The organism is Nocardioides panzhihuensis, from assembly GCF_013408335.1.
Taxonomy (GTDB): Bacteria; Actinomycetota; Actinomycetes; order Propionibacteriales; family Nocardioidaceae; genus Nocardioides; species Nocardioides panzhihuensis.
The window spans coordinates 1,833,658-1,850,136 of record NZ_JACBZR010000001.1 but is presented as its reverse complement, the minus strand read 5'-3'; the positions used below and the strand labels follow the sequence as shown (position 1 = coordinate 1,850,136).

19 protein-coding genes are annotated in these 16,479 nt (G+C 66.0%); 10 read left to right on the top strand and 9 right to left on the bottom strand.

Going from position 1 to position 16,479, the window contains the following annotated elements; all coding sequences use genetic code 11:
• Positions 1-48 precede the first annotated feature (48 nt).
• Complete coding sequence (locus tag BJ988_RS08685) at positions 49-336, top strand: DUF6112 family protein (protein WP_141780794.1); 288 nt, start codon at positions 49-51, stop codon at positions 334-336.
• Between the two features lie 3 nt (positions 337-339).
• Here the strand turns inward: BJ988_RS08685 and BJ988_RS08680 are convergent, their stop codons facing one another.
• Entirely contained in the window at positions 340-828 is a 489-nt protein-coding gene (locus tag BJ988_RS08680) for a DUF6933 domain-containing protein (RefSeq protein WP_211352429.1), read from the bottom strand.
• Between the two features lie 234 nt (positions 829-1,062).
• On the opposite strand from BJ988_RS08680, the gene BJ988_RS08675 reads away from it, so the two are divergent.
• From BJ988_RS08675 to BJ988_RS08665, 3 genes are read left to right on the top strand one after another with little or no spacing between them, the layout of a single operon-like run.
• A complete protein-coding gene (locus BJ988_RS08675) occupies positions 1,063-1,371 on the top strand; it encodes a DUF6112 family protein (RefSeq protein ID WP_179657653.1) in 309 nt (102 codons plus the stop codon).
• A gap of 16 nt (positions 1,372-1,387) precedes the next feature.
• Entirely contained in the window at positions 1,388-2,686 is a 1,299-nt protein-coding gene (locus BJ988_RS08670) for an efflux RND transporter permease subunit (protein ID WP_141780795.1), read from the top strand.
• The gene (locus BJ988_RS08665) at positions 2,683-4,125 is read left to right on the top strand and encodes an SCO6880 family protein (RefSeq protein ID WP_141780796.1); all 1,443 of its coding nucleotides are present in this window, start codon (positions 2,683-2,685) and stop codon (positions 4,123-4,125) included. Before BJ988_RS08670 ends, BJ988_RS08665 begins: the two co-directional genes overlap by 4 nt.
• Positions 4,126-4,231: 106 nt before the next feature.
• On the opposite strand, the gene BJ988_RS08660 is transcribed toward BJ988_RS08665, so the two are convergent.
• Complete coding sequence (locus BJ988_RS08660) at positions 4,232-5,302, bottom strand: DUF3644 domain-containing protein (RefSeq protein ID WP_141780797.1); 1,071 nt, start codon at positions 5,300-5,302, stop codon at positions 4,232-4,234.
• A 311-nt stretch (positions 5,303-5,613) separates the two neighbouring features.
• On the opposite strand from BJ988_RS08660, the gene BJ988_RS08655 reads away from it, so the two are divergent.
• The 3 genes from BJ988_RS08655 (at position 5,614) to BJ988_RS08645 (ending at position 7,969) form a co-directional block, all read left to right on the top strand.
• A complete protein-coding gene (locus BJ988_RS08655) occupies positions 5,614-6,021 on the top strand; it encodes a hypothetical protein (RefSeq protein ID WP_179657652.1) in 408 nt (135 codons plus the stop codon).
• The gene (locus BJ988_RS08650; RefSeq protein ID WP_179657651.1) at positions 6,018-7,487 is read left to right on the top strand and encodes an ATP-binding protein; all 1,470 of its coding nucleotides are present in this window, start codon (positions 6,018-6,020) and stop codon (positions 7,485-7,487) included. The genes BJ988_RS08655 and BJ988_RS08650 overlap by 4 nt, the downstream gene beginning before the upstream one ends.
• 140 nt (positions 7,488-7,627) lie before the next feature.
• The gene (locus tag BJ988_RS08645; RefSeq protein ID WP_179657650.1) at positions 7,628-7,969 is read left to right on the top strand and encodes a YciI family protein; all 342 of its coding nucleotides are present in this window, start codon (positions 7,628-7,630) and stop codon (positions 7,967-7,969) included.
• Between the two features lie 203 nt (positions 7,970-8,172).
• Here BJ988_RS08645 and BJ988_RS08640 read toward each other — a convergent pair whose 3' ends face one another.
• Positions 8,173-9,255: a hypothetical protein gene (locus BJ988_RS08640; protein WP_179657649.1), complete on the bottom strand. Its 1,083-nt coding sequence runs from the start codon at positions 9,253-9,255 to the stop codon at positions 8,173-8,175.
• Positions 9,256-9,575: 320 nt separating this feature from the next.
• Between BJ988_RS08640 and BJ988_RS08635 the strand changes: the two genes are divergently transcribed.
• From BJ988_RS08635 to BJ988_RS08625, 3 genes are read left to right on the top strand one after another with little or no spacing between them, the layout of a single operon-like run.
• Positions 9,576-10,646 carry an ArdC family protein gene (locus BJ988_RS08635; protein WP_141780802.1) on the top strand — a complete coding sequence of 357 codons (1,071 nt, stop codon included), beginning with the start codon at positions 9,576-9,578 and terminating at the stop codon, positions 10,644-10,646.
• On the top strand, positions 10,643-11,098 hold the full coding sequence (locus tag BJ988_RS08630) for a hypothetical protein (RefSeq protein WP_179657648.1): 456 nt from the start codon (positions 10,643-10,645) through the stop codon (positions 11,096-11,098). The genes BJ988_RS08635 and BJ988_RS08630 overlap by 4 nt, the downstream gene beginning before the upstream one ends.
• Positions 11,095-12,804 carry a type IV secretory system conjugative DNA transfer family protein gene (locus tag BJ988_RS08625; protein ID WP_179657647.1) on the top strand — a complete coding sequence of 570 codons (1,710 nt, stop codon included), beginning with the start codon at positions 11,095-11,097 and terminating at the stop codon, positions 12,802-12,804. The genes BJ988_RS08630 and BJ988_RS08625 overlap by 4 nt, the downstream gene beginning before the upstream one ends.
• A 23-nt stretch (positions 12,805-12,827) precedes the next feature.
• On the opposite strand, the gene BJ988_RS08620 is transcribed toward BJ988_RS08625, so the two are convergent.
• The 6 genes from BJ988_RS08620 to BJ988_RS08600 all read right to left on the bottom strand — a co-directional run bounded on the left by BJ988_RS08620 (position 12,828) and on the right by BJ988_RS08600 (position 16,474).
• Positions 12,828-13,283, bottom strand: a complete 456-nt coding sequence (locus BJ988_RS08620; protein WP_141780805.1) for a hypothetical protein — start codon at positions 13,281-13,283, stop codon at positions 12,828-12,830.
• A gap of 75 nt (positions 13,284-13,358) precedes the next feature.
• Positions 13,359-13,517, bottom strand: a complete 159-nt coding sequence (locus BJ988_RS31645; RefSeq protein ID WP_141780806.1) for a DUF1059 domain-containing protein — start codon at positions 13,515-13,517, stop codon at positions 13,359-13,361.
• A gap of 3 nt (positions 13,518-13,520) precedes the next feature.
• On the bottom strand, positions 13,521-14,102 hold the full coding sequence (locus tag BJ988_RS08615) for a class I SAM-dependent methyltransferase (protein WP_281365474.1): 582 nt from the start codon (positions 14,100-14,102) through the stop codon (positions 13,521-13,523).
• Between the two features lie 8 nt (positions 14,103-14,110).
• On the bottom strand, positions 14,111-14,680 hold the full coding sequence (locus BJ988_RS08610; RefSeq protein ID WP_246088106.1) for a DUF305 domain-containing protein: 570 nt from the start codon (positions 14,678-14,680) through the stop codon (positions 14,111-14,113).
• 64 nt (positions 14,681-14,744) lie between these two features.
• Entirely contained in the window at positions 14,745-16,268 is a 1,524-nt protein-coding gene (locus tag BJ988_RS08605; RefSeq protein ID WP_141780809.1) for a multicopper oxidase family protein, read from the bottom strand.
• Entirely contained in the window at positions 16,265-16,474 is a 210-nt protein-coding gene (locus BJ988_RS08600) for a hypothetical protein (RefSeq protein ID WP_141780810.1), read from the bottom strand. Before BJ988_RS08600 ends, BJ988_RS08605 begins: the two co-directional genes overlap by 4 nt.
• Positions 16,475-16,479 lie beyond the last annotated feature (5 nt).

The following is a 16,479-nucleotide window of genomic DNA, read 5'->3' as shown; positions in this document are numbered from 1 at the left end:
CGCCAGCGGGGTTCCTCCTTCCCGGGCACAGACGCCCACCTGCTGGCCATGAGTCCCACCCTCCCCCGCGGACAGGTCCACCCAGACCTCGGCGCGATCTCCGGGACTGGGGATCTGCGCGACATCGTGGGAGCACTTCTCACCTACGGTTTGCTGCTCTCGGTCGCGATGCTGATCATCAGCGCAATCACGTGGGCTATCGCATCTGGGGCGGGAAGCTGGCATGGCGCCTCTCGGGCGAAGGTGGGTGTGCTCGTGGCTCTCGGTGGCGCGGTCCTCGCAGGAGGAACGCTCGCCTGGGCGAACTGGCTTGTCGGGATAGGAGCTCGCCTGTGAGCATCAGCGCTGAGCCGCGATCAACGCCGCCAGCTCAGCCTCGGGCCGTACGTGACGCTTGAAGAGCGGTCCGCACGGAACGCGGGCCAGCTCCTTCGACACTTGAGGCAGGTCGGGGACACCATCGCGACGATGGTCGGCGAGGAAGATGAAGTCCTTCATTGACCCGACCACGCTCCGATCAACGGTCGGACCGACTCGTACCTCTTTCATCTGCTCGATCTCGGCATCGATGATCTCCGGCGGCACGTTCTGGTCGATCAGAGCCTCAGCGATCACCTCCGCGATGCGGCCCGGCAGGCCTTTGGCAGGAGCAAGCGGGGTCAGGACCGGGAGCAGCGTGCGCGCGTTGACCAGGATCGCGGTCTGGGGACGCCACGGCAGAAAATTCGCGTACCAGTCACCGAGCAATGTCGTCGACGTCTCCCCGTCCACTGGCGGCAGACCGCCGATGCGATCGCGCAGCTTCTTGGTCGCACGCAGAACGAGCATGGAGCAATCATCTCCAATCGTCGTCTGAGTCCAGAGGCGACGCCACGATCCCCTACCGCTGACATACGACCCAGCCGTCGTCAGTACCGGGCGGGGCTCCAGTAGGAGACCGCCCGGACCGCACGACGTAGTGACAGCACGCCCGGAAGTGGCTTCACCGGCGATTCGTGAGCATCACGGGAAAGCCAACCCACCTGCTGGGCATCCAGCCCCTTCTCACTCGTGGAGCTACCCGTGAGCATTCACCCGCCGACCTATAAGGGTCCTGCGGCTCAGATCGACATCAGTCCGAACTCCAGCGGCTTGCCCGGCATCGCCGAGCTACGCGAGATCGTCGGCGCGACGATGACGATCGGCCTGATCCTCGCCGTCCTCGCCCTGATCATCTCCGCAGTTGTGTGGGCCCTGGGGTCGAACACCTCCAACCCTCACCTCGCCGGCCGCGGCAAGCTCGGTGTCCTGATCGCCCTCGGCGCAGCGATCGTCTGCGGCGCCTCAGTCAGCCTGGTCAACTTCTTCTGGAACGTCGGCCAGGCCGTCTGAAGACGAGGAGCGAGCGATGGGTCTGTGCGACGTACCCGGCGCCAACGAGGTCTGCAACCAAGCCACGGAGGCCACCACCAGCGCCGTCGAAGGCTCCTTCACCTGGCTCGCGACAGCGATGGGTGAACTGGCCAAGGCGGTGTTCGAGATGACCTGGAAGGTGCTCGACGACACGACGTATGTCGACGTCACCTCCAGCGGCTACACACGCGTCTACAACCTGATCTTCGGCATCGCGCTCTTGATCATGATCGGGTTCTTCCTGCTCCAGGTCATGGCCGCGATGATCCGCCGCGAACCGGCCGGCCTGAGTCGAGCCGCGCTCGGCCTGGGCAAGTCGATCCTCGGCTCCTTCCTCGCCCTCGCCCTGGTCGGCACTGCACTGGAAGTCACCGACCGGCTCTGCATCGGCATCGTCCACGCCGCCGGCACGAACATGAGCGAGCTCGGCGACCGGATCGCCGTCCTGGTCGCGGTCGGCACCGTCGCCGGCGTCGCCAACCCCGGCGCCGCAAGCCTGGCGAGCGTGTTCCTCACCAGCCTCGCCGTCGGAGCGACCTTCTTCATCTGGATCAGCCTGCTCGTACGCAAAGCCCTCCTGCTCGTCGCGATCGTCTTCGCCCCCGTCGCCCTCGCCGGCTCCTCGTGGGACCACGCCCGCGCGTGGGCCGGACGATGGGCTTCGTTCGTGATCGCGTTGATCCTGTCCAAGCTCGTCGTCGTGGTCATCTTCCTCATCGCCAGCACCCAGGTCTCTGCACCGATCGATGCCGATCTGAAGTCGCTGAGCGAACCCCTCTCCGGCATCGTGCTCCTGCTCGTGGCCGGGTTTGCGCCCTACATCGCCTATAAGGCGATCAGCTTCATCGGCTTCGACATGTACCACGCCATGTCCGCCGAACAAGAAGCCAAGAACGCCCTCAACCGCCCCGTCCCCCTTTCCGCCCGCTCGCCCGGGATCCAGCCTCGCAAGGTCCTCGATGAAGGTGGCGGAGAAGAATCGGCTGGTACGCCGCCAGCAACCCACTCGCCGAAGCCAGGCTCGAGTTCGACCGTCGTGGAGGGGCCAACCACGGAGATAGCCCCCATGACGCCCGAAGCGGCGGCGCCGGAGACATCCACAGCCGTCGCGGGTCCAGCCGCTGCCGCCGTGGCGGGCGCCGAACTCGTGAAGTCGTCATCAACCGCCGGCCAGCGGACTGGCCAGACCATCGGCGGTGCCACAGAGGAACAGGCGGCCGCCGGTGACGGCGCTCCACCACCTCGCGTGCCCATGCCCCACACCGCCGACCCAACCCCGGGTGACCAGCGATGACCACCGACCTCGCACCGGTCAAGTTCTCCCGCCTGTCCCGCCGCGGCGTACTCCTCGGCCTCTCCCCCAGTCAACTTGCCACAGTCGGCATCGCGGCGGTCACGCTGGTCATCGCCCTCTACGCTGGCGGCACCTCCGCCCTCGCCGGCGCAGTCCCAATCATCGGCGCCTGCACGGCCCTTTCGTTCCTGAAGGTCGCCGGACGGCCCGTGGTTGCCTGGCTACCGATCGGCACTGTGTGGCTCCGGCGCTCGATGACCGGGCAGCTCGACTACCGCCGCAACTTCACCCGCCCGCGTCAGGCCGGAACCCTCGCCCTCCCCGGCGACGCCGCCCGCCTCCAGCAGTGGGAGGACGCCGAGACCGGCGCCGTCATGGTCCACGACCCTCACGCCGCCACCCTCACCGCGATCGTCGCGGTCACCCACCCGGCCTTCGTGCTCCTCGACCCCGCGGAACAACAGCGCCGCGTCACCGGCTGGGGCCGCGTACTCGCCACCGCCTGCCGCTCCGGACGCCTTGCCGCCGTCCAGGTCACCGAACGTACGCTGCCCGACTCCGGCAAGAGCCTCACCGAATGGTGGGAGACCCACGGCACCGACGACGACACCTGGGCCGCCCGCACCTACGCCGAGCTCATCGACCGAGCCGGTCCCGCCTCCGAACGCCACGCCACCACCATCTCCATCGCCCTCGACATGCGCGCCGCCTCCCGAGTAATCCGAGCCGCCGGCGGAGGCCGCAAAGGCGCCGCCGCTGTGCTCCGCCAAGAGATGAGCGCCCTCACCGCGGCGCTGCGCTCGGCCGAGCTAAACCCTGAGGGCTGGCTTACCCCGGCCGACCTCGCCGTCGTCCTACGCTCCGCCTACGACCTTGACGCCGCACCCGCTCGCGAGCGCCACCCCGACCTCGGCCGCGACCTCACCCAAGCCGGCCCGATCGCAGTCTCCGAAAGTTGGGGATCGCTGCGCTCCGACTCCGCCCACCACGCCGTCCTCTGGATCAGCGAGTGGCCACGCTCCCAGGTCTACCCCGGCTTCCTCGCACCCCTCCTACTCACCTCGGGCATACGCCGCGCCCTCACCCTCTATTACCAACCGCTCCGCACCGACACCGCCGCCCGCGACATCCGGAGAAAGAAGACCGAATACGTCTCCGACGCCACCCAACGCGCAAAACTCGGCCAGATCGAAGACGCTCAGCAAAGCGCCGAATACCGCGATGTCCTCCAGCAAGAAGCAGAACTCACCGCCGGCCACGGCATCCTCCGCACCACCGGCCTCATCACCATCAGCGCCCCCGACGATCACGAACTAGAGAAGGCCATCGCCACCGTTGAGCAGGCGGCGATCCAGTCATGCTGCGAGACCCGCCGACTCTGGGGCCAACAGGCCCGGAGCTTCGCCACAGCGCTACCGCTCAGTCGGCGGCTTTCGTAGATGATCCGACGTCGCCCAAATCGTGTTCGCCAAGACGAGTCCGACATGCCCTGGCGAGTGAGGCCCACGGCCTCATTGTCATAGCCGATCGGGTTTGGCCACCCGCTCAAGCCGCAGGAACTGCTGTAGCGGGCTTCACCACCGGCCCCCGTCCGATAGCCGCTCGGTAGCCATCCGCGGTCGCAACGAGGTCGGCAACCTGGCGAATGAACTTCTGCGTGTAGACCCACTGCTTCGTGGACTCGATCCAAACGCACAGTTCGCTCGTGCTCTTCGGCAGCCGTCCTTTGCCACCCTTGTCCGGCCCCACGCCGAGATGATGGCGTGCTGCCGTGAAGTCGTTGGTGCTGAACTTGAACGGGATCAGGCACTCCACTGCCCGCGCCGCCGCGGCTGGCAGAAGCTCATCCTTCAGCGCTACATCACGCAGCTTCTCGATGATGACCGCGCGGCCCTCGCTCTCGATCATCACGCGCTGGTCCTCGGCCGAGAGATCTTCCATGCGCACGAATCTCAGCGCCATGTCAGCCTCGGTCTTAGGCCCCTTGATCGGGGTCATCATGACTCTGTACACGAATCGCTCATCGGCCAAGACAGCGGGATCGAGACTCGCCTCGAACTTAGTCACGTACGACTTGGTCGCTGCGGGAACACCGCGGCGCAGCGCCTTCTGCTGCTTGAGCCCTTCAGGCGTCAGCGATTGAACGAAGACCGGGAAACGGAGCTCAGACCCCAGGCTGTACACGGAACCGAAACGCCGGACTAACTCGGCCTCGAAGTTGATGACCAATGCGTGCGCGTGCGGCGCGGTCTCGATCATCGTCGCGGTCTGAAACCTGTGCTCGATCTTGTTGCGCAGTCCGATGAAGAACTCGATGTTGGCGCGGGTGGGGTCGCTCGCGGAGAACTCCTCCTTCAGACACTTCGCGAGATCCCAAGACTTCTTGTCGCCATTCGGCAGACGCTCGTAGCGACGGCTGCCCTTCTGCCGGTAGTGCAAGTTCACGCCGCGTCGCGTCAGATCAGCGTGGAGCAGGTCCTGCCAGGCGAGGTGCATGTGCACCACGAAGTCTAGGTAGCTCGCGCGGTCGCCCGGTCGGTTGTAGAAGTCCACGGCCAGGCACGCCTGCCGACGCGCCTCCTGCATGGTGTGCCACCAGGCGGGTCGCTTCGCCATTGCATCTTCTCCTGATCTTCATCTACACACATGATCTTGCCCTTATACGGCCTTCCACGCGATCAGGTTTCTGCGTTTAGCGGCCACATAGCCAGAAATGATGGACTTGATCGACTGAGCTGCTGACACACGGTGTGATCTCATCGCGCGACGTATCCCCGCGAGACGACCAGCGCGAGCGATGCCGAGGGCGAACGGGAGGCTTTCGCCGAACTCATCTCGTCACCGACCAAGTCTGACCCGCGCGGCGTCCCTGCTGGAGTCAAGGTCGCACCTGCCTGCTGATCACCCTTTCAAAGCAGGAGGACACGATGCCGACCTTCAACGACCCGACCAAGGACGCAGAGGAAGCCCGCCAAGCACTGCGCGGCCTCGCGCACGCGACCAGGAACCTCGAGGACCCCTCGGTGGTCTACGACCTGCTGGGTGCCCTCTCCCAAGCGATCACCTCGATGGGGCAGACGCTCAACCAGATCGGTGGCTTCCACGACACCCTGAAACGGCACGACATCCGGCCCGTCGTGGCCGACAGCTCGCGGACTGGGTACAGCGCCTCCTATCAGGTGTCGTGGGAACTCCACCGGGCCGCCGAGATGACCCGCCAGATTGCCAAAGTCGTCGACCACGCCCGCGAGATCGAGGCCAGAATCGCATACTCACGTCCCGTCGAACAGACCGCCCGAACCACCAGCATCCCCGGCAACGGGATCACACTGTGACCCGAGAGGAACGGCTCCACGCTGCCACGCTTGTTTCTCCTGCCCACGAGCGTCGGCGAGACCGCAAGAAGCGACGCCGTGCCACCGCCCAACTGCTCTCCGACTGGCACGCACGGAACCGGGCCGCCGACCTTGCCTCGGATGTCGAGCACGAGCCGCCGATGATCGGTCCAGCAGGTGAGGCCGGACCGGCCATGCTGCGTACGCATGGACGACTCCGCCTTCCGAAGCACCAAGACACCTCCGCAACTTGGGGCGGCGCGTACCCCTTCCTCGCCGAGGGCGGACTCGGCGCCGACGGCATCTTCGTCGGCCAGGACCTCTACTCCGGCAGCTCGTTCGTCTACGACCCCTGGGTCCTCTACGCCCGCGGACAGATCACCGCCCCCAACGTCGTCCTCGCCGGAATCGTCGGCTCCGGGAAGTCATCACTGGCCAAGAGCCTCTATAGCCGGTCCATCCCGTTCGGGAGACGTGTGTACGTCCCCGGCGACCCCAAAGGCGAACACACCCCTGTGGCCGAAGCCGTCGGCGGACGCGCCATCGCCCTCGGCCACGGCATGACCAACCGCCTCAACCCCCTCGACGAGGGTCACCGCCCGGCGGGGCTCGACGACGTCCAGTGGGCCGCTCAGGTCACCGCACGCCGCCGCGACCTCCTCGGAGCTCTCGCCGAAACCGTCCTCGACAGGGCCCTCACACCACTCGAGCACACTGCGATCGACGTCGCGCTGGGCGCAGTCGTCCGGTCGTACGAGGTCCCGATCCTCCCCCTCGTCGTCGACCGGCTTCTTTCCCCCGACCCCGCCGACGACCCGGACCACCGGCTCACCGACGATGGCCGCCTCGCCGCCCATGCCCTCCGCCGACTCGTTGCGGGTGACCTCGCCGGACTTTTCGACGGACCCTCAACCGTACGGTTCGACCCCACGCTGCCCATGATCTCGCTGGACCTGTCCCGCGTCACCGAGAACGCCATGCTGATCTCCGTGCTGATGACCTGCGCCTCAGCCTGGATGGAATCCGCGCTCCTGGACCCCGACGGCGGGCAGCGGTGGGTCGTGTACGACGAAGCCTGGCGCCTCATGTCCCACCCCGCCCTGCTCCGCCGGATGGACGCCCACTGGCGACTCGCCCGCCACTATGGGATCGCCAACATGCTGATCTTCCACAAGCTGAGCGACCTCGACAACGTCGGCGACTCCGGCACCGCCATGCGCGCCCTCGCCTCATCCCTGCTCTCCAACGCCGAAACCCGGATCATCTACCGGCAGGAAGCCGACCAACTCGGCAACACCGCAGCGGCGCTCGGACTCACCTCGACCGAGCAAAGCCTGCTTCCAACGCTGAGCACGGGTCGGGGGCTGTGGCGGATCAAGGAACGATCCTTCGTCTGCCAGCACCAGCTCCATCCCGCCGAACTATCCCTCTTCGACACCGCTGGGCGCATGCGCGATCGCCGCTAACTGGTTACGACTGCACCTGCCATTCCAACCAACGTGCCGTTCCCGAAACTGAGGTCGCCCGACTGTCGAATCTAGCCGCGCCCGTTCGTGGAACAGTAGAGAGCGGACATCCAGTCCGCCCTGCCCTTCGAGGAGTCGACATGGCGAACTACATCATCTACTTCAACGCCCCATGGTGCGGCGACCACACCGAAGAGTGGTTCCAGAGCAGAGTGGAGCCGTCCAGCGCCGTCAGCCGCGAGATGATGGACGCCGGCGTCTGGGTGTTCGGCGGTGGCCTGGCAGACGGCCACACCGTCCACAGCGCCGACGCCACCAGCGGCACCGCCGTGGTCACCGACGGCCCCTACGTCGAGACCAAAGAGCACATCGGCGGCTTCGTCGTCATCGACGTACCCGACGTCGAGACCGCCAAGTACTGGGCCGGCCGACTCGCGGAGGGGTGCGGCTGGCCACAAGAAGTCCGCGGGCCAGTCCTGTAGGTTCCGCAGGTCGCAATACCGGACCACGAATGTACAGCGCATTACTCATGCCGGTCGAGTAGCAGCAGCGTACGGGCGATCAGACAGCCATCGTCGAGCAAGACGTGCGTTCCAGCGACCCAATCGATCTACAACGGGTTTGTCGGAACTGGACACCGTCAGCGTCGCGCGCGATCTGGCGACGCTGACCGGTCCAGTTGCTTCTACCTCATGCGCGCGGTCACAACGAGCGTCGTTCCGTCGAGTGTGTCTCCGATAGCAGCCGTCGCCCACGATGCGATCTGGCTGTGGCTGGCTTCGAGCAGCGCGGTGAGATCGGCGGTTCGTGGGCGGTCCGAGAACGAGGCATCGAGGAACGTCGAGCCCGTCGCTCCGATCGCCTCGCCGTCGTCATCGACCTCATCGACTTCCCACCGGCCGATCGAGATTCCCCACCCAGGCAGGCCAAGCGGGTTCACCGACATCTTGGGCCCGACCTCGAGATAGAAGTCGTGGTTTCCGGAGTCGTCGTCGAACGGATCGATGAAGAAGTCGAGGCCCTCCAGACTGATGGATACGAATGCGTCCGGTGAGCATCGCGTGTAGGCGTCGAGCATCATGCGGAGATCGTCAGCGGCGACCTGGCGATCCGCGTCGGTGTCGTAGTCGTCGTGCTGATCGAGATACTCACGGTCGCGCTCCTTGAGCCCGAGATCCTCGGTGTAGACGAACGGCTCGTCGCGTTCCCAAAGGCGCTGGCCAGGTTCCTCTGACACGTCGGCTCCCTCCTCCTCCGCGAGGGCGACCCGGAGCCACTTTGCTTCGGTCGCCAACTCGGCCTCAACGGCCGTGCGCACCGGCGGTGGCACCGTCGTCAACTCCTGGTCGAGATCGGCGAGGGCGTCGTGCAACTGCCACATTGCCAGGACGTACCAGAGGCTGTGGGCACAGTCGAGAAGCTGCGAGCGTTCCTTCGGATTGGACAGCACATCGAGGTGGTCACGCGGATAGTCGTCTGCAGGTCCGAATCGTGTGTCCCAGGTGCTTACTGGCGTGGTCGCGCTTGCGGAGACCCGGTTGAGTGCGTCCACGATCGGCTCCGCGAGAGCGACAGACTCCACGCTCGTGACGGTCGACGACGCGAGTCCGGACCGTCCACGGAACGTCGCCAGGATCTGGACCTTGCCGCGGTGGGCATGGTGCGAATAGATGGTCATTACAGGTGGCTCCCTTGCGGCCATCGCACACACAGTGTGCGCGACAGCCTGAAGTAACGAAACGAGAAGGCGGCGGTAGCGCAGGCGCAATCCAACGCCCCGTGCCGCGAGACCGACGGTGGTGGTTCAGGTGCTTTCCCGAACTCCTTGCCTGTCCCCACAGTACAAGACCGACCATGCCGCCTCACGCTGGTTCGGATACGCGTGTCACCAACTCGAACGTGCCTGACGTGCGCGCAGCATGCGCAGGTCCTTCCCACTCAGACGTCCCCGGTTTCGAGGGCGTCAGGCGCAGGCTGCCGTTCCAGGTCGATGTTGTAGATGCGTTCTTCGGTGCCGGTAAGGCATCGAACCCGCTGACGCGGACCCGCGGGAGCACCTGCTGTTCGACACGACAGCTGGAGGCGACGATGTCGACGACACTCACCGAGCGACAGGCACGCAAGCAAGCCGAGCGCGAAGCGAAGTTGGAAGCGGTCCAGCAACGGCTGACGACCGCGGTAGAGCAACTGGTGACCGGCGACGACTGGCGCCGCGCGCTGGAGTTCTCGGCAAAGTTTCGGAGCCGCAGCTTTCGGAACTCGATGCTCATCGCGGTCCAGCATGCCGAGGCATACGAGCAGGGTCGCGTTCCGACCCCGTTCCCGACCTACGTCGCAGGCTACAAGCAATGGCTCACCCTCGGTCGTCAGGTTCGCAAAGGAGAGGCCGGCTACCAGATCCTCTCGCCGAAGACGGCACGGTTCGCCACGTCCACTCCGTCCGACCCGTCGTCGTGGCGGCGCCTGGCAACCAACGAGAAGGCACAGCCGGGCGAGACAGTCCGGACCCGGATGACCGGGGTCCGCTTGGCGTACGTCTGGGACATCTCCTTGACCGAAGGAGACGATCTGCCGACTACTCCCGCACCGCAGATTCTGAAAGGCGAGGCACCCGAAGGGCTCTGGGATGGGTTGGCAGACCTCATCACCGAGGAGGGATACGAACTGCGACTGGTCTCGAACGCCACGGCGATCGGCGGCGCCAACGGGCTGACCGACTTCCAGACCCGGGAGGTCTCAGTCCGCATCGACATGGACGACAGTGCCCAGGTCAAGTCGCTGTGCCACGAGCTCGGGCATGTTCTGCTGACCGATCCCGATAGCCCGGATGCACCGTTCCATCGCGGGATTGCCGAGGTCGAGGCCGAAAGTGTCGCGCTCATGGTCGGTGCCGCGCACAGCATGGACACCTCCGCCTACACCGTCCCCTACGTCACGACCTGGGCGAACACCGTGCCCGAGACGAACCCTGTCGAGGTCGTCCAAGCCACTGCCGAGCGGGTACGCCGTGCAGCGCTCGGGATCCTCGACCGACTCGACACACACCAGACCGCTACCGGGGCACCGCCCGGACTCGAACCTCGCGTGCCGACCGCCAAAGCACCGCAGGCCGAACGCACCGTGCAGCACGTGAAGCCGAGTGAGGCGATCGGGCTATGACCTCCTGGCGTCACCCTCACCTGCGAATCCACATCAATGAGGCTGGTGCTCCGTCCTTCACGCTCAACGGCGACACCTACACACCCCCTGGCGGCCCTCAACTGGCAGGCCGCGAGTCCGTACGCGGCGTCCTCGACGCCGTTCGCACGGATCTCGGCGCCGTCCGGGTCGAGATCATCGAGGCAGACGGCAGCATCTACAGCGACGTGCTCGGCCCCGACGACGTGACGGAGGCATCCGGCTCGACGAGCGACGAGCCTGATACGTACGCGTCAGGGTTCCTGCCGGGCGAGCCAGTCGCCGTCGCGGTGATCATCAGCGAACACCCCGCCTCCGACGACGGAACGACCCACGTACGTCTACCGGCGGCCGTGCTCGCCCGCCGCGGCGGCACCGTGATGCTGCTGGGCCGTTCCTCAGGCACCCTTACCTTCCTCGGAGCCGACCGATGAACCCGAACGCCCGGCCCATCGATGACGCGTTGGTCAACCTGGGACTCGGCCTCATCGCCGCGCTGGCGGGCCTCTTCGCGATCCTCTGGATGGCGGCAGAGGTGACCAGTCACCTCACCGGCGCGCGGGTACGTGGAAAGGGCCTGGCCACCGGCCTCGACGTGCTGAATGATCCGTTGTTTCCCGCCGGGCAGCAGCCCGTCGCGTACTGGCTGATCGCCACCGCCATCGTCGCGGTCCTCGGTGTCCTGGCCTGGTTCGCGTGGCGCCTGATCGGACTTACCCACCACCGGACCGCCCGTGACCCGCGGCGTCTCGCGGGCATCGCGACCAGCCGGGACGTACGCGCCGCGGCGTCCCGTCGAGCTCTCCTCCGACGAGCCGCGAATCTTCGGCCCAGCCTCGCGGAGCCACGGCCCGAGGATGTCGGCTACCTGCTCGGCAGGTCCCGGAACCACCAGGTGTGGAGCTCCGCCGAGGACTCGATGCTGATCCTCGGTCCACCTCGCTCGGGCAAAGGACTCCACCTCGTCATCAACGCGATCCTCGACGCCCCCGGCCCCGTGGTAACCACCTCCACCCGACCAGACAACCTCAATGCCACCATCGATCACCGTGCCGAACGCGGACCAGTCGCGGTCTTCGACCCCCAGCGCCTGGCCGAGGGCACCCCCTCGGGGTTGCGCTGGTCTCCCGTACGCGGTTGCGAGGACCCCCTCACCGCGATGATCCGCGCCACCGGGCTGGCCTCCGCTACGGGCCTCTCCTCCGGCGGCGTCGAAAGCGGCGGGTTCTGGGAAGGCAAAACCCGCACCGCCCTCCAAGCCCTCCTCCACGCCGCCGCCCTCGACCAACGCACGGCAGCCGACCTCTACGCCTGGACTCTCAACCCCTCGCTCGCCAACGACGCCGTCGCGATCCTGCGCAGCTCCACCGGAGCCGCGGATGGGTGGGGCGACTCGCTCGAGGCCATGATCAGCGCCGACCCACGCACCCGCGACTCGATCTGGATGGGCGTCTCCCTTGCACTCTCCTCCCTCGCCGACCCTCGCGTTCTCGACACAGTCACCCCACGAAACGGTGAAGCCTTCGACCCCACCGAGTTCCTCACCGACAACGGCACCCTCTACCTACTCGCCACCGGCGCCGGAGCCGGAGCCGCCTGGCCCCTGGTCGCCGCGTTCATCGAAGACCTCGTCGAAACCGCCCGCCATCTCGCCGCAGCCGCCCCCGGCGCCCGGCTCGACCCACCCCTCCTGCTCGCCCTCGATGAGATCGGCAACCTCTCCCCCTTGCCCTCCATGCCCGTGCTCATGGCCGAAGGCGGCGGCACCGGCATCACCACCATGCCCGTCCTCCAATCCCTCGCCCAGGCACGCGACAAATGGGGCGACCACGCCGCCAACGCCATCTGGGACGCCGCCATCGTCAAGGTCATCCTCGGCGGCGCCTCCGCCACCAAAGACCTCCAAGACCTTTCCGCCCTCATCGGCGAACGCGACGAACACACCGACACCCTCATCGTCGGCGACCACGGCTCCCGCTCGCTCCAACGATCCGTGCGCCGCCTCCCGGTCATGCCCCCAGAAACGATCCGAACGCTGCCCTTTGGCAAGGGCCTTGTCCTGCTCCGCAGCACACCCCCGATCGTCACCGAACTCCGGCGCTGGACCGATCGCGCCGGCCCACCCCGATGGCTCCGTTAATCGCCAGCCCACAGCGGTCCACTTCAACGAGCATTAGACGCGGTCGGTTGTGGGCCGACTCGGCATGCAAGGGCGGCGCGCCGTCGCGCCCATAGGGCATAAACAAGAAGACCGAGCGATCCGATCGCCAGAAGCGGCTGGATAGGGGCGAACCAGTTGAGAGCCCCGCTGACCCCGATGGCCATGACGACGAGCTTGTTGCAGACGGGACATCCCACCGCGAACAACGAGAGCACGCTGCCCAAGAAGGTCTTGCCTCCCTGGGTAGCAGGAACGGGAAGCGCCGGATCGCGGACGTAGGTTGCAACGAGCGCACCCGTAAGGAGCGCCGAAGCCGCCCAGACCGGATAGTTCCACCAGAGGACTGGGGTCATGCGCTGATACCAGGGCGTCTGGATGATCCCTGTCGGGATCCCGACCACGAGCGCGGTTGCAATCGCGGCGACCCCACCGATCGCCAGTCGGCGTGCCAGCAGCATGTCTGAACTCCTCCAATACTCATCAGCGTAGATCGTCAACGTAGTCGGACACTCCGGATCGGGCGCCACGGTCGTTCATTCGTTTTGCAGGTAGATGCGCGCGAGAACGTGATCCCACGTCGGGGTGCTCCCATGGATGCTCTGAGCATGTCTGGTCGCGAGCTCGGCCAACTCATCGTCCGTGTCGGCGGCGAGAACGACGTCGCAGGCATCACAGGCCAGTTCGAGGGGCACCGATCATCGCCCGTTCGTCGTCGCGCGGAACCGCATGAGATGGCGGCGTGCAGACAGCACAACGTCGATGTCACTGAATCCGGCTTCAGCTAGGCCCTCCGCCAACTCGTCGTGGGCGATCATGCGGTGTGGTGAGCCGTCGAGCCGGTGTGTCAGCCGAGCCAGGTTGGTGTCTGTGAGGTCGTAGCCGATGAGGATCCCGCCGGGGCGAAGCACGCGGGCGGCCTCGTGAAGCGCATCGGTCCAGTCGACGACGTGATGCAACATCAAGTAGGTCGTCACAATGTCGAACGATCCGGTGGCGTACGGCAACGATGTGACGTCGGCTTGTTCGACCTTGACGTTGGAGCGATCCTGGAGCCGGCGGCTGGCGGCGCTCACCATGGCGTCGTCCACGTCTGTGACGATGAGCCGGACGCCGGGGAACCTGCGGGCGACCCCGTCGGCCATGGCACCGCTACCACCACCGATCTCCAGGACATCGCCGCGAAGCTCGAGGCCGTTGAGCGCCCAAGGTAGGACCCAACGTCTGGCGAGGTACCGCCACGGATCACTACGACAGAACGCGCCTTCGATGGCGGACATCACCGGCATCAGCCCAACAGCCCCTTCATCGTGGTGATCTCGTTGGTCTGAGCGGCCTCGATCTGCTTGGCCAAGGCGACCGCGTCGGGGTAGGAGCCGTTGGCCTGCTCGGACTTGGCCATCTCGATGGCCCCCTCGTGATGCTCGATCATCATCGTGAGGAACATCTGGTCGAACTCGTTACCGGTGGCGTTCGCCAACTTGTCCATGTCGTCGCTGCTCATCATGCCGGGCATCGACGAAGACATGTCCATGCCAGTCATGTCCTCGGGCACCGGCTCGCCCCAGGACGTCAGCCATTCCGACATCGTCTGGATCTCAGGATCCTGCGCACCCTTAATCTCCGCGGCGAGCTCCCTGACCTCGGGGTTCTTCGCCCGGGACTTTGCCAGCCCGGCCATCTCAACCGCCTGACGGTGATGGGGAATCATCTCGGTCGCGAACGACACGTCGGCATCGTTGATGCTGAGGCTCGAATCGGTTGGCTCGGCGGGCGTCGAGGAATCCATGCCCGACATGCCTGGCATCGAATTGTCGCTGTCGCCGCACGCGGCCAGGGTAAGGCCGCCGATGACCACGAAGGCTGCGGCTGCGAGTGGTTTAGTACGCAAGGTTGGTCTCTTTCCCTGGTTGGCGTTGGTTCTAGGACTGGTACACGAGCGCGGCCATCATTCCGGCCTCGGCGTGGTAGATGTTGTGGCAGTGCGCCATCCAGTTGCCGGGGTTGTCGGCTTGGAACTGGATGTTTAGTTTCTGCATCGGCTTGAGCAGAACGGTGTCTTTGCGTAGCCCGTTTGGCAGCGCGAAGGTGTGGCCGTGCAAGTGCATCGGGTGCGTCATCATCGTCATGTTCGAAAGTTGGACCTGGATACGTTTGCCTGGCTGGATCGTCAGCGGCTGGTTCTCGGGGTACGCGGCTCCGTTGACCGCCCAGGCGTATGGGCTCATCTGCCCGGTCAGGGTCAAGGTGAGCTCTTGCTCGATGTCTCGTTCTGGTAGGCGTGCCGATTCTTCCGGGGTCAGGTCGGAGCCGATCAGGATCGCACCGTTGAGTTCGGCGACAGCATCGCCTGGTGTAGGGGCCGCACCAGTGGCCGTGCGGATGAGCGCGAATCCCTGCCCGGTCTTACCGATGGGCTTCGCGATGAGCGGGAAGACACCCTCCCTGAGGGTGACGACCGCGTCGTACCTCTCCCCCATGCCGATATAGAACGCACCGGCTTGTTGCGGTCGGACGGGGAAGCCATCCGTGTGGGTGAGTGACAACGTGTGGTCGCCGACGGCGACGGCGAAGATCGTGTCGGCTGCGGCGTTGATGAACCTCAGCCGCACCCGCTGACCGGGCTTGGCGCGCAGGACGTCCGGGCTCGAGCCGACTCGTCCGTTGATCAGGTAGTGGGGGTAGTCGACGTCACCGGCGTCGCCGAAAGGTGACTCCGGAGACCCCATCGACATTCCGTCCATACCGTCCATACCGTCCATCCCAGGCATCGAGGAACCGGACCCCATGTCCATGCCATCCATTCCACCCATGGGACCGGCAGAACCGGAACTGGTGGCGACCAAGCCGGCGAGGACGTCGTCGGGAGTCGTGCCGGTGCCGTCGATCCAGTCGTCGAGAATGACGATCCACTCGTCGTCGTAGTCGCCCGGTTCGGCGGGGTCGTCGATCACGATCGGGGCATACAGACCGCGGTCGAGCTGTACCCCGACGTGTGGATGGTAGAAGTACGTCCCCGGATCGGGGGCGACAAACTCGTAGACGAATCGCGACTGCGGCGTGATCGGATCTTGGGTGAGGCCGGGCACACCGTCGGCAGCGTTGCGTAGCGCGATGCCGTGCCAGTGGATGCTGGTGTCGGTCGGGAGCTGGTTGTCAACGGTGATCCGCACCAGGTCTCCCGCGGTCGCCCGGACCAGCGGCCCAGGGACCGTGTCGCCGTACGCCCATGTGTTCATGGTCGTGCCACCGAGGTCGATCGTCGTGGCCCGCGGTGTCAAGGTGCGCTCAACCACCCGTTTCCCCGCAGGCTGAGTCATCGGTGACTGGGTGGGCAGAGCGAGGCCCGACGGCTGCATCGCGGGGTTGCCCGAGCAGGCGGCGAGCAGGCCGCTGCTGGCGCTGCCCGCAGCGCCGAGCAGGAGCGAACGGCGCGAGAGCCTCATGAAAGCCGCTCTTCGTCGCTGAAGTCCGGATCAAGGTCAAGCTCGCCGCTTGCGAACCTGTGGTCGAGCGTGCCCCGCAGATCATGGCCAGCGTCTCGGGTGCGCGAGCCGATGATCGCGCGACAGACGAGGACGACCACAGCCCACACGGCCGCGAGCCCGAGAACCACCCAGATCCAGGTCACGTCCCATGCACCGTCCGTCATGGCTC

Excerpts from the sequence above, each read along its gene's own strand:
- BJ988_RS08685 (WP_141780794.1), top strand. The coding sequence starts at position 49 with ATGAGTCCCACCCTCCCCCGCGGACAGGTCCACCCAGACCTCGGCGCG.
- BJ988_RS08680 (WP_211352429.1), bottom strand. The coding sequence starts at position 828 with ATGCTCGTTCTGCGTGCGACCAAGAAGCTGCGCGATCGCATCGGCGGT.
- BJ988_RS08670 (WP_141780795.1), top strand. The coding sequence starts at position 1,388 with ATGGGTCTGTGCGACGTACCCGGCGCCAACGAGGTCTGCAACCAAGCC.
- BJ988_RS08665 (WP_141780796.1), top strand. The coding sequence starts at position 2,683 with ATGACCACCGACCTCGCACCGGTCAAGTTCTCCCGCCTGTCCCGCCGC.
- BJ988_RS08660 (WP_141780797.1), bottom strand. The coding sequence starts at position 5,302 with ATGGCGAAGCGACCCGCCTGGTGGCACACCATGCAGGAGGCGCGTCGG.
- BJ988_RS08655 (WP_179657652.1), top strand. The coding sequence starts at position 5,614 with ATGCCGACCTTCAACGACCCGACCAAGGACGCAGAGGAAGCCCGCCAA.
- BJ988_RS08645 (WP_179657650.1), top strand. The coding sequence starts at position 7,628 with ATGGCGAACTACATCATCTACTTCAACGCCCCATGGTGCGGCGACCAC.
- BJ988_RS08635 (WP_141780802.1), top strand. The coding sequence starts at position 9,576 with ATGTCGACGACACTCACCGAGCGACAGGCACGCAAGCAAGCCGAGCGC.
- BJ988_RS08630 (WP_179657648.1), top strand. The coding sequence starts at position 10,643 with ATGACCTCCTGGCGTCACCCTCACCTGCGAATCCACATCAATGAGGCT.
- BJ988_RS08625 (WP_179657647.1), top strand. The coding sequence starts at position 11,095 with ATGAACCCGAACGCCCGGCCCATCGATGACGCGTTGGTCAACCTGGGA.
- BJ988_RS08620 (WP_141780805.1), bottom strand. The coding sequence starts at position 13,283 with ATGCTGCTGGCACGCCGACTGGCGATCGGTGGGGTCGCCGCGATTGCA.
- BJ988_RS08615 (WP_281365474.1), bottom strand. The coding sequence starts at position 14,102 with ATGTCCGCCATCGAAGGCGCGTTCTGTCGTAGTGATCCGTGGCGGTAC.
- BJ988_RS08605 (WP_141780809.1), bottom strand. The coding sequence starts at position 16,268 with ATGAGGCTCTCGCGCCGTTCGCTCCTGCTCGGCGCTGCGGGCAGCGCC.
- BJ988_RS08600 (WP_141780810.1), bottom strand. The coding sequence starts at position 16,474 with ATGACGGACGGTGCATGGGACGTGACCTGGATCTGGGTGGTTCTCGGG.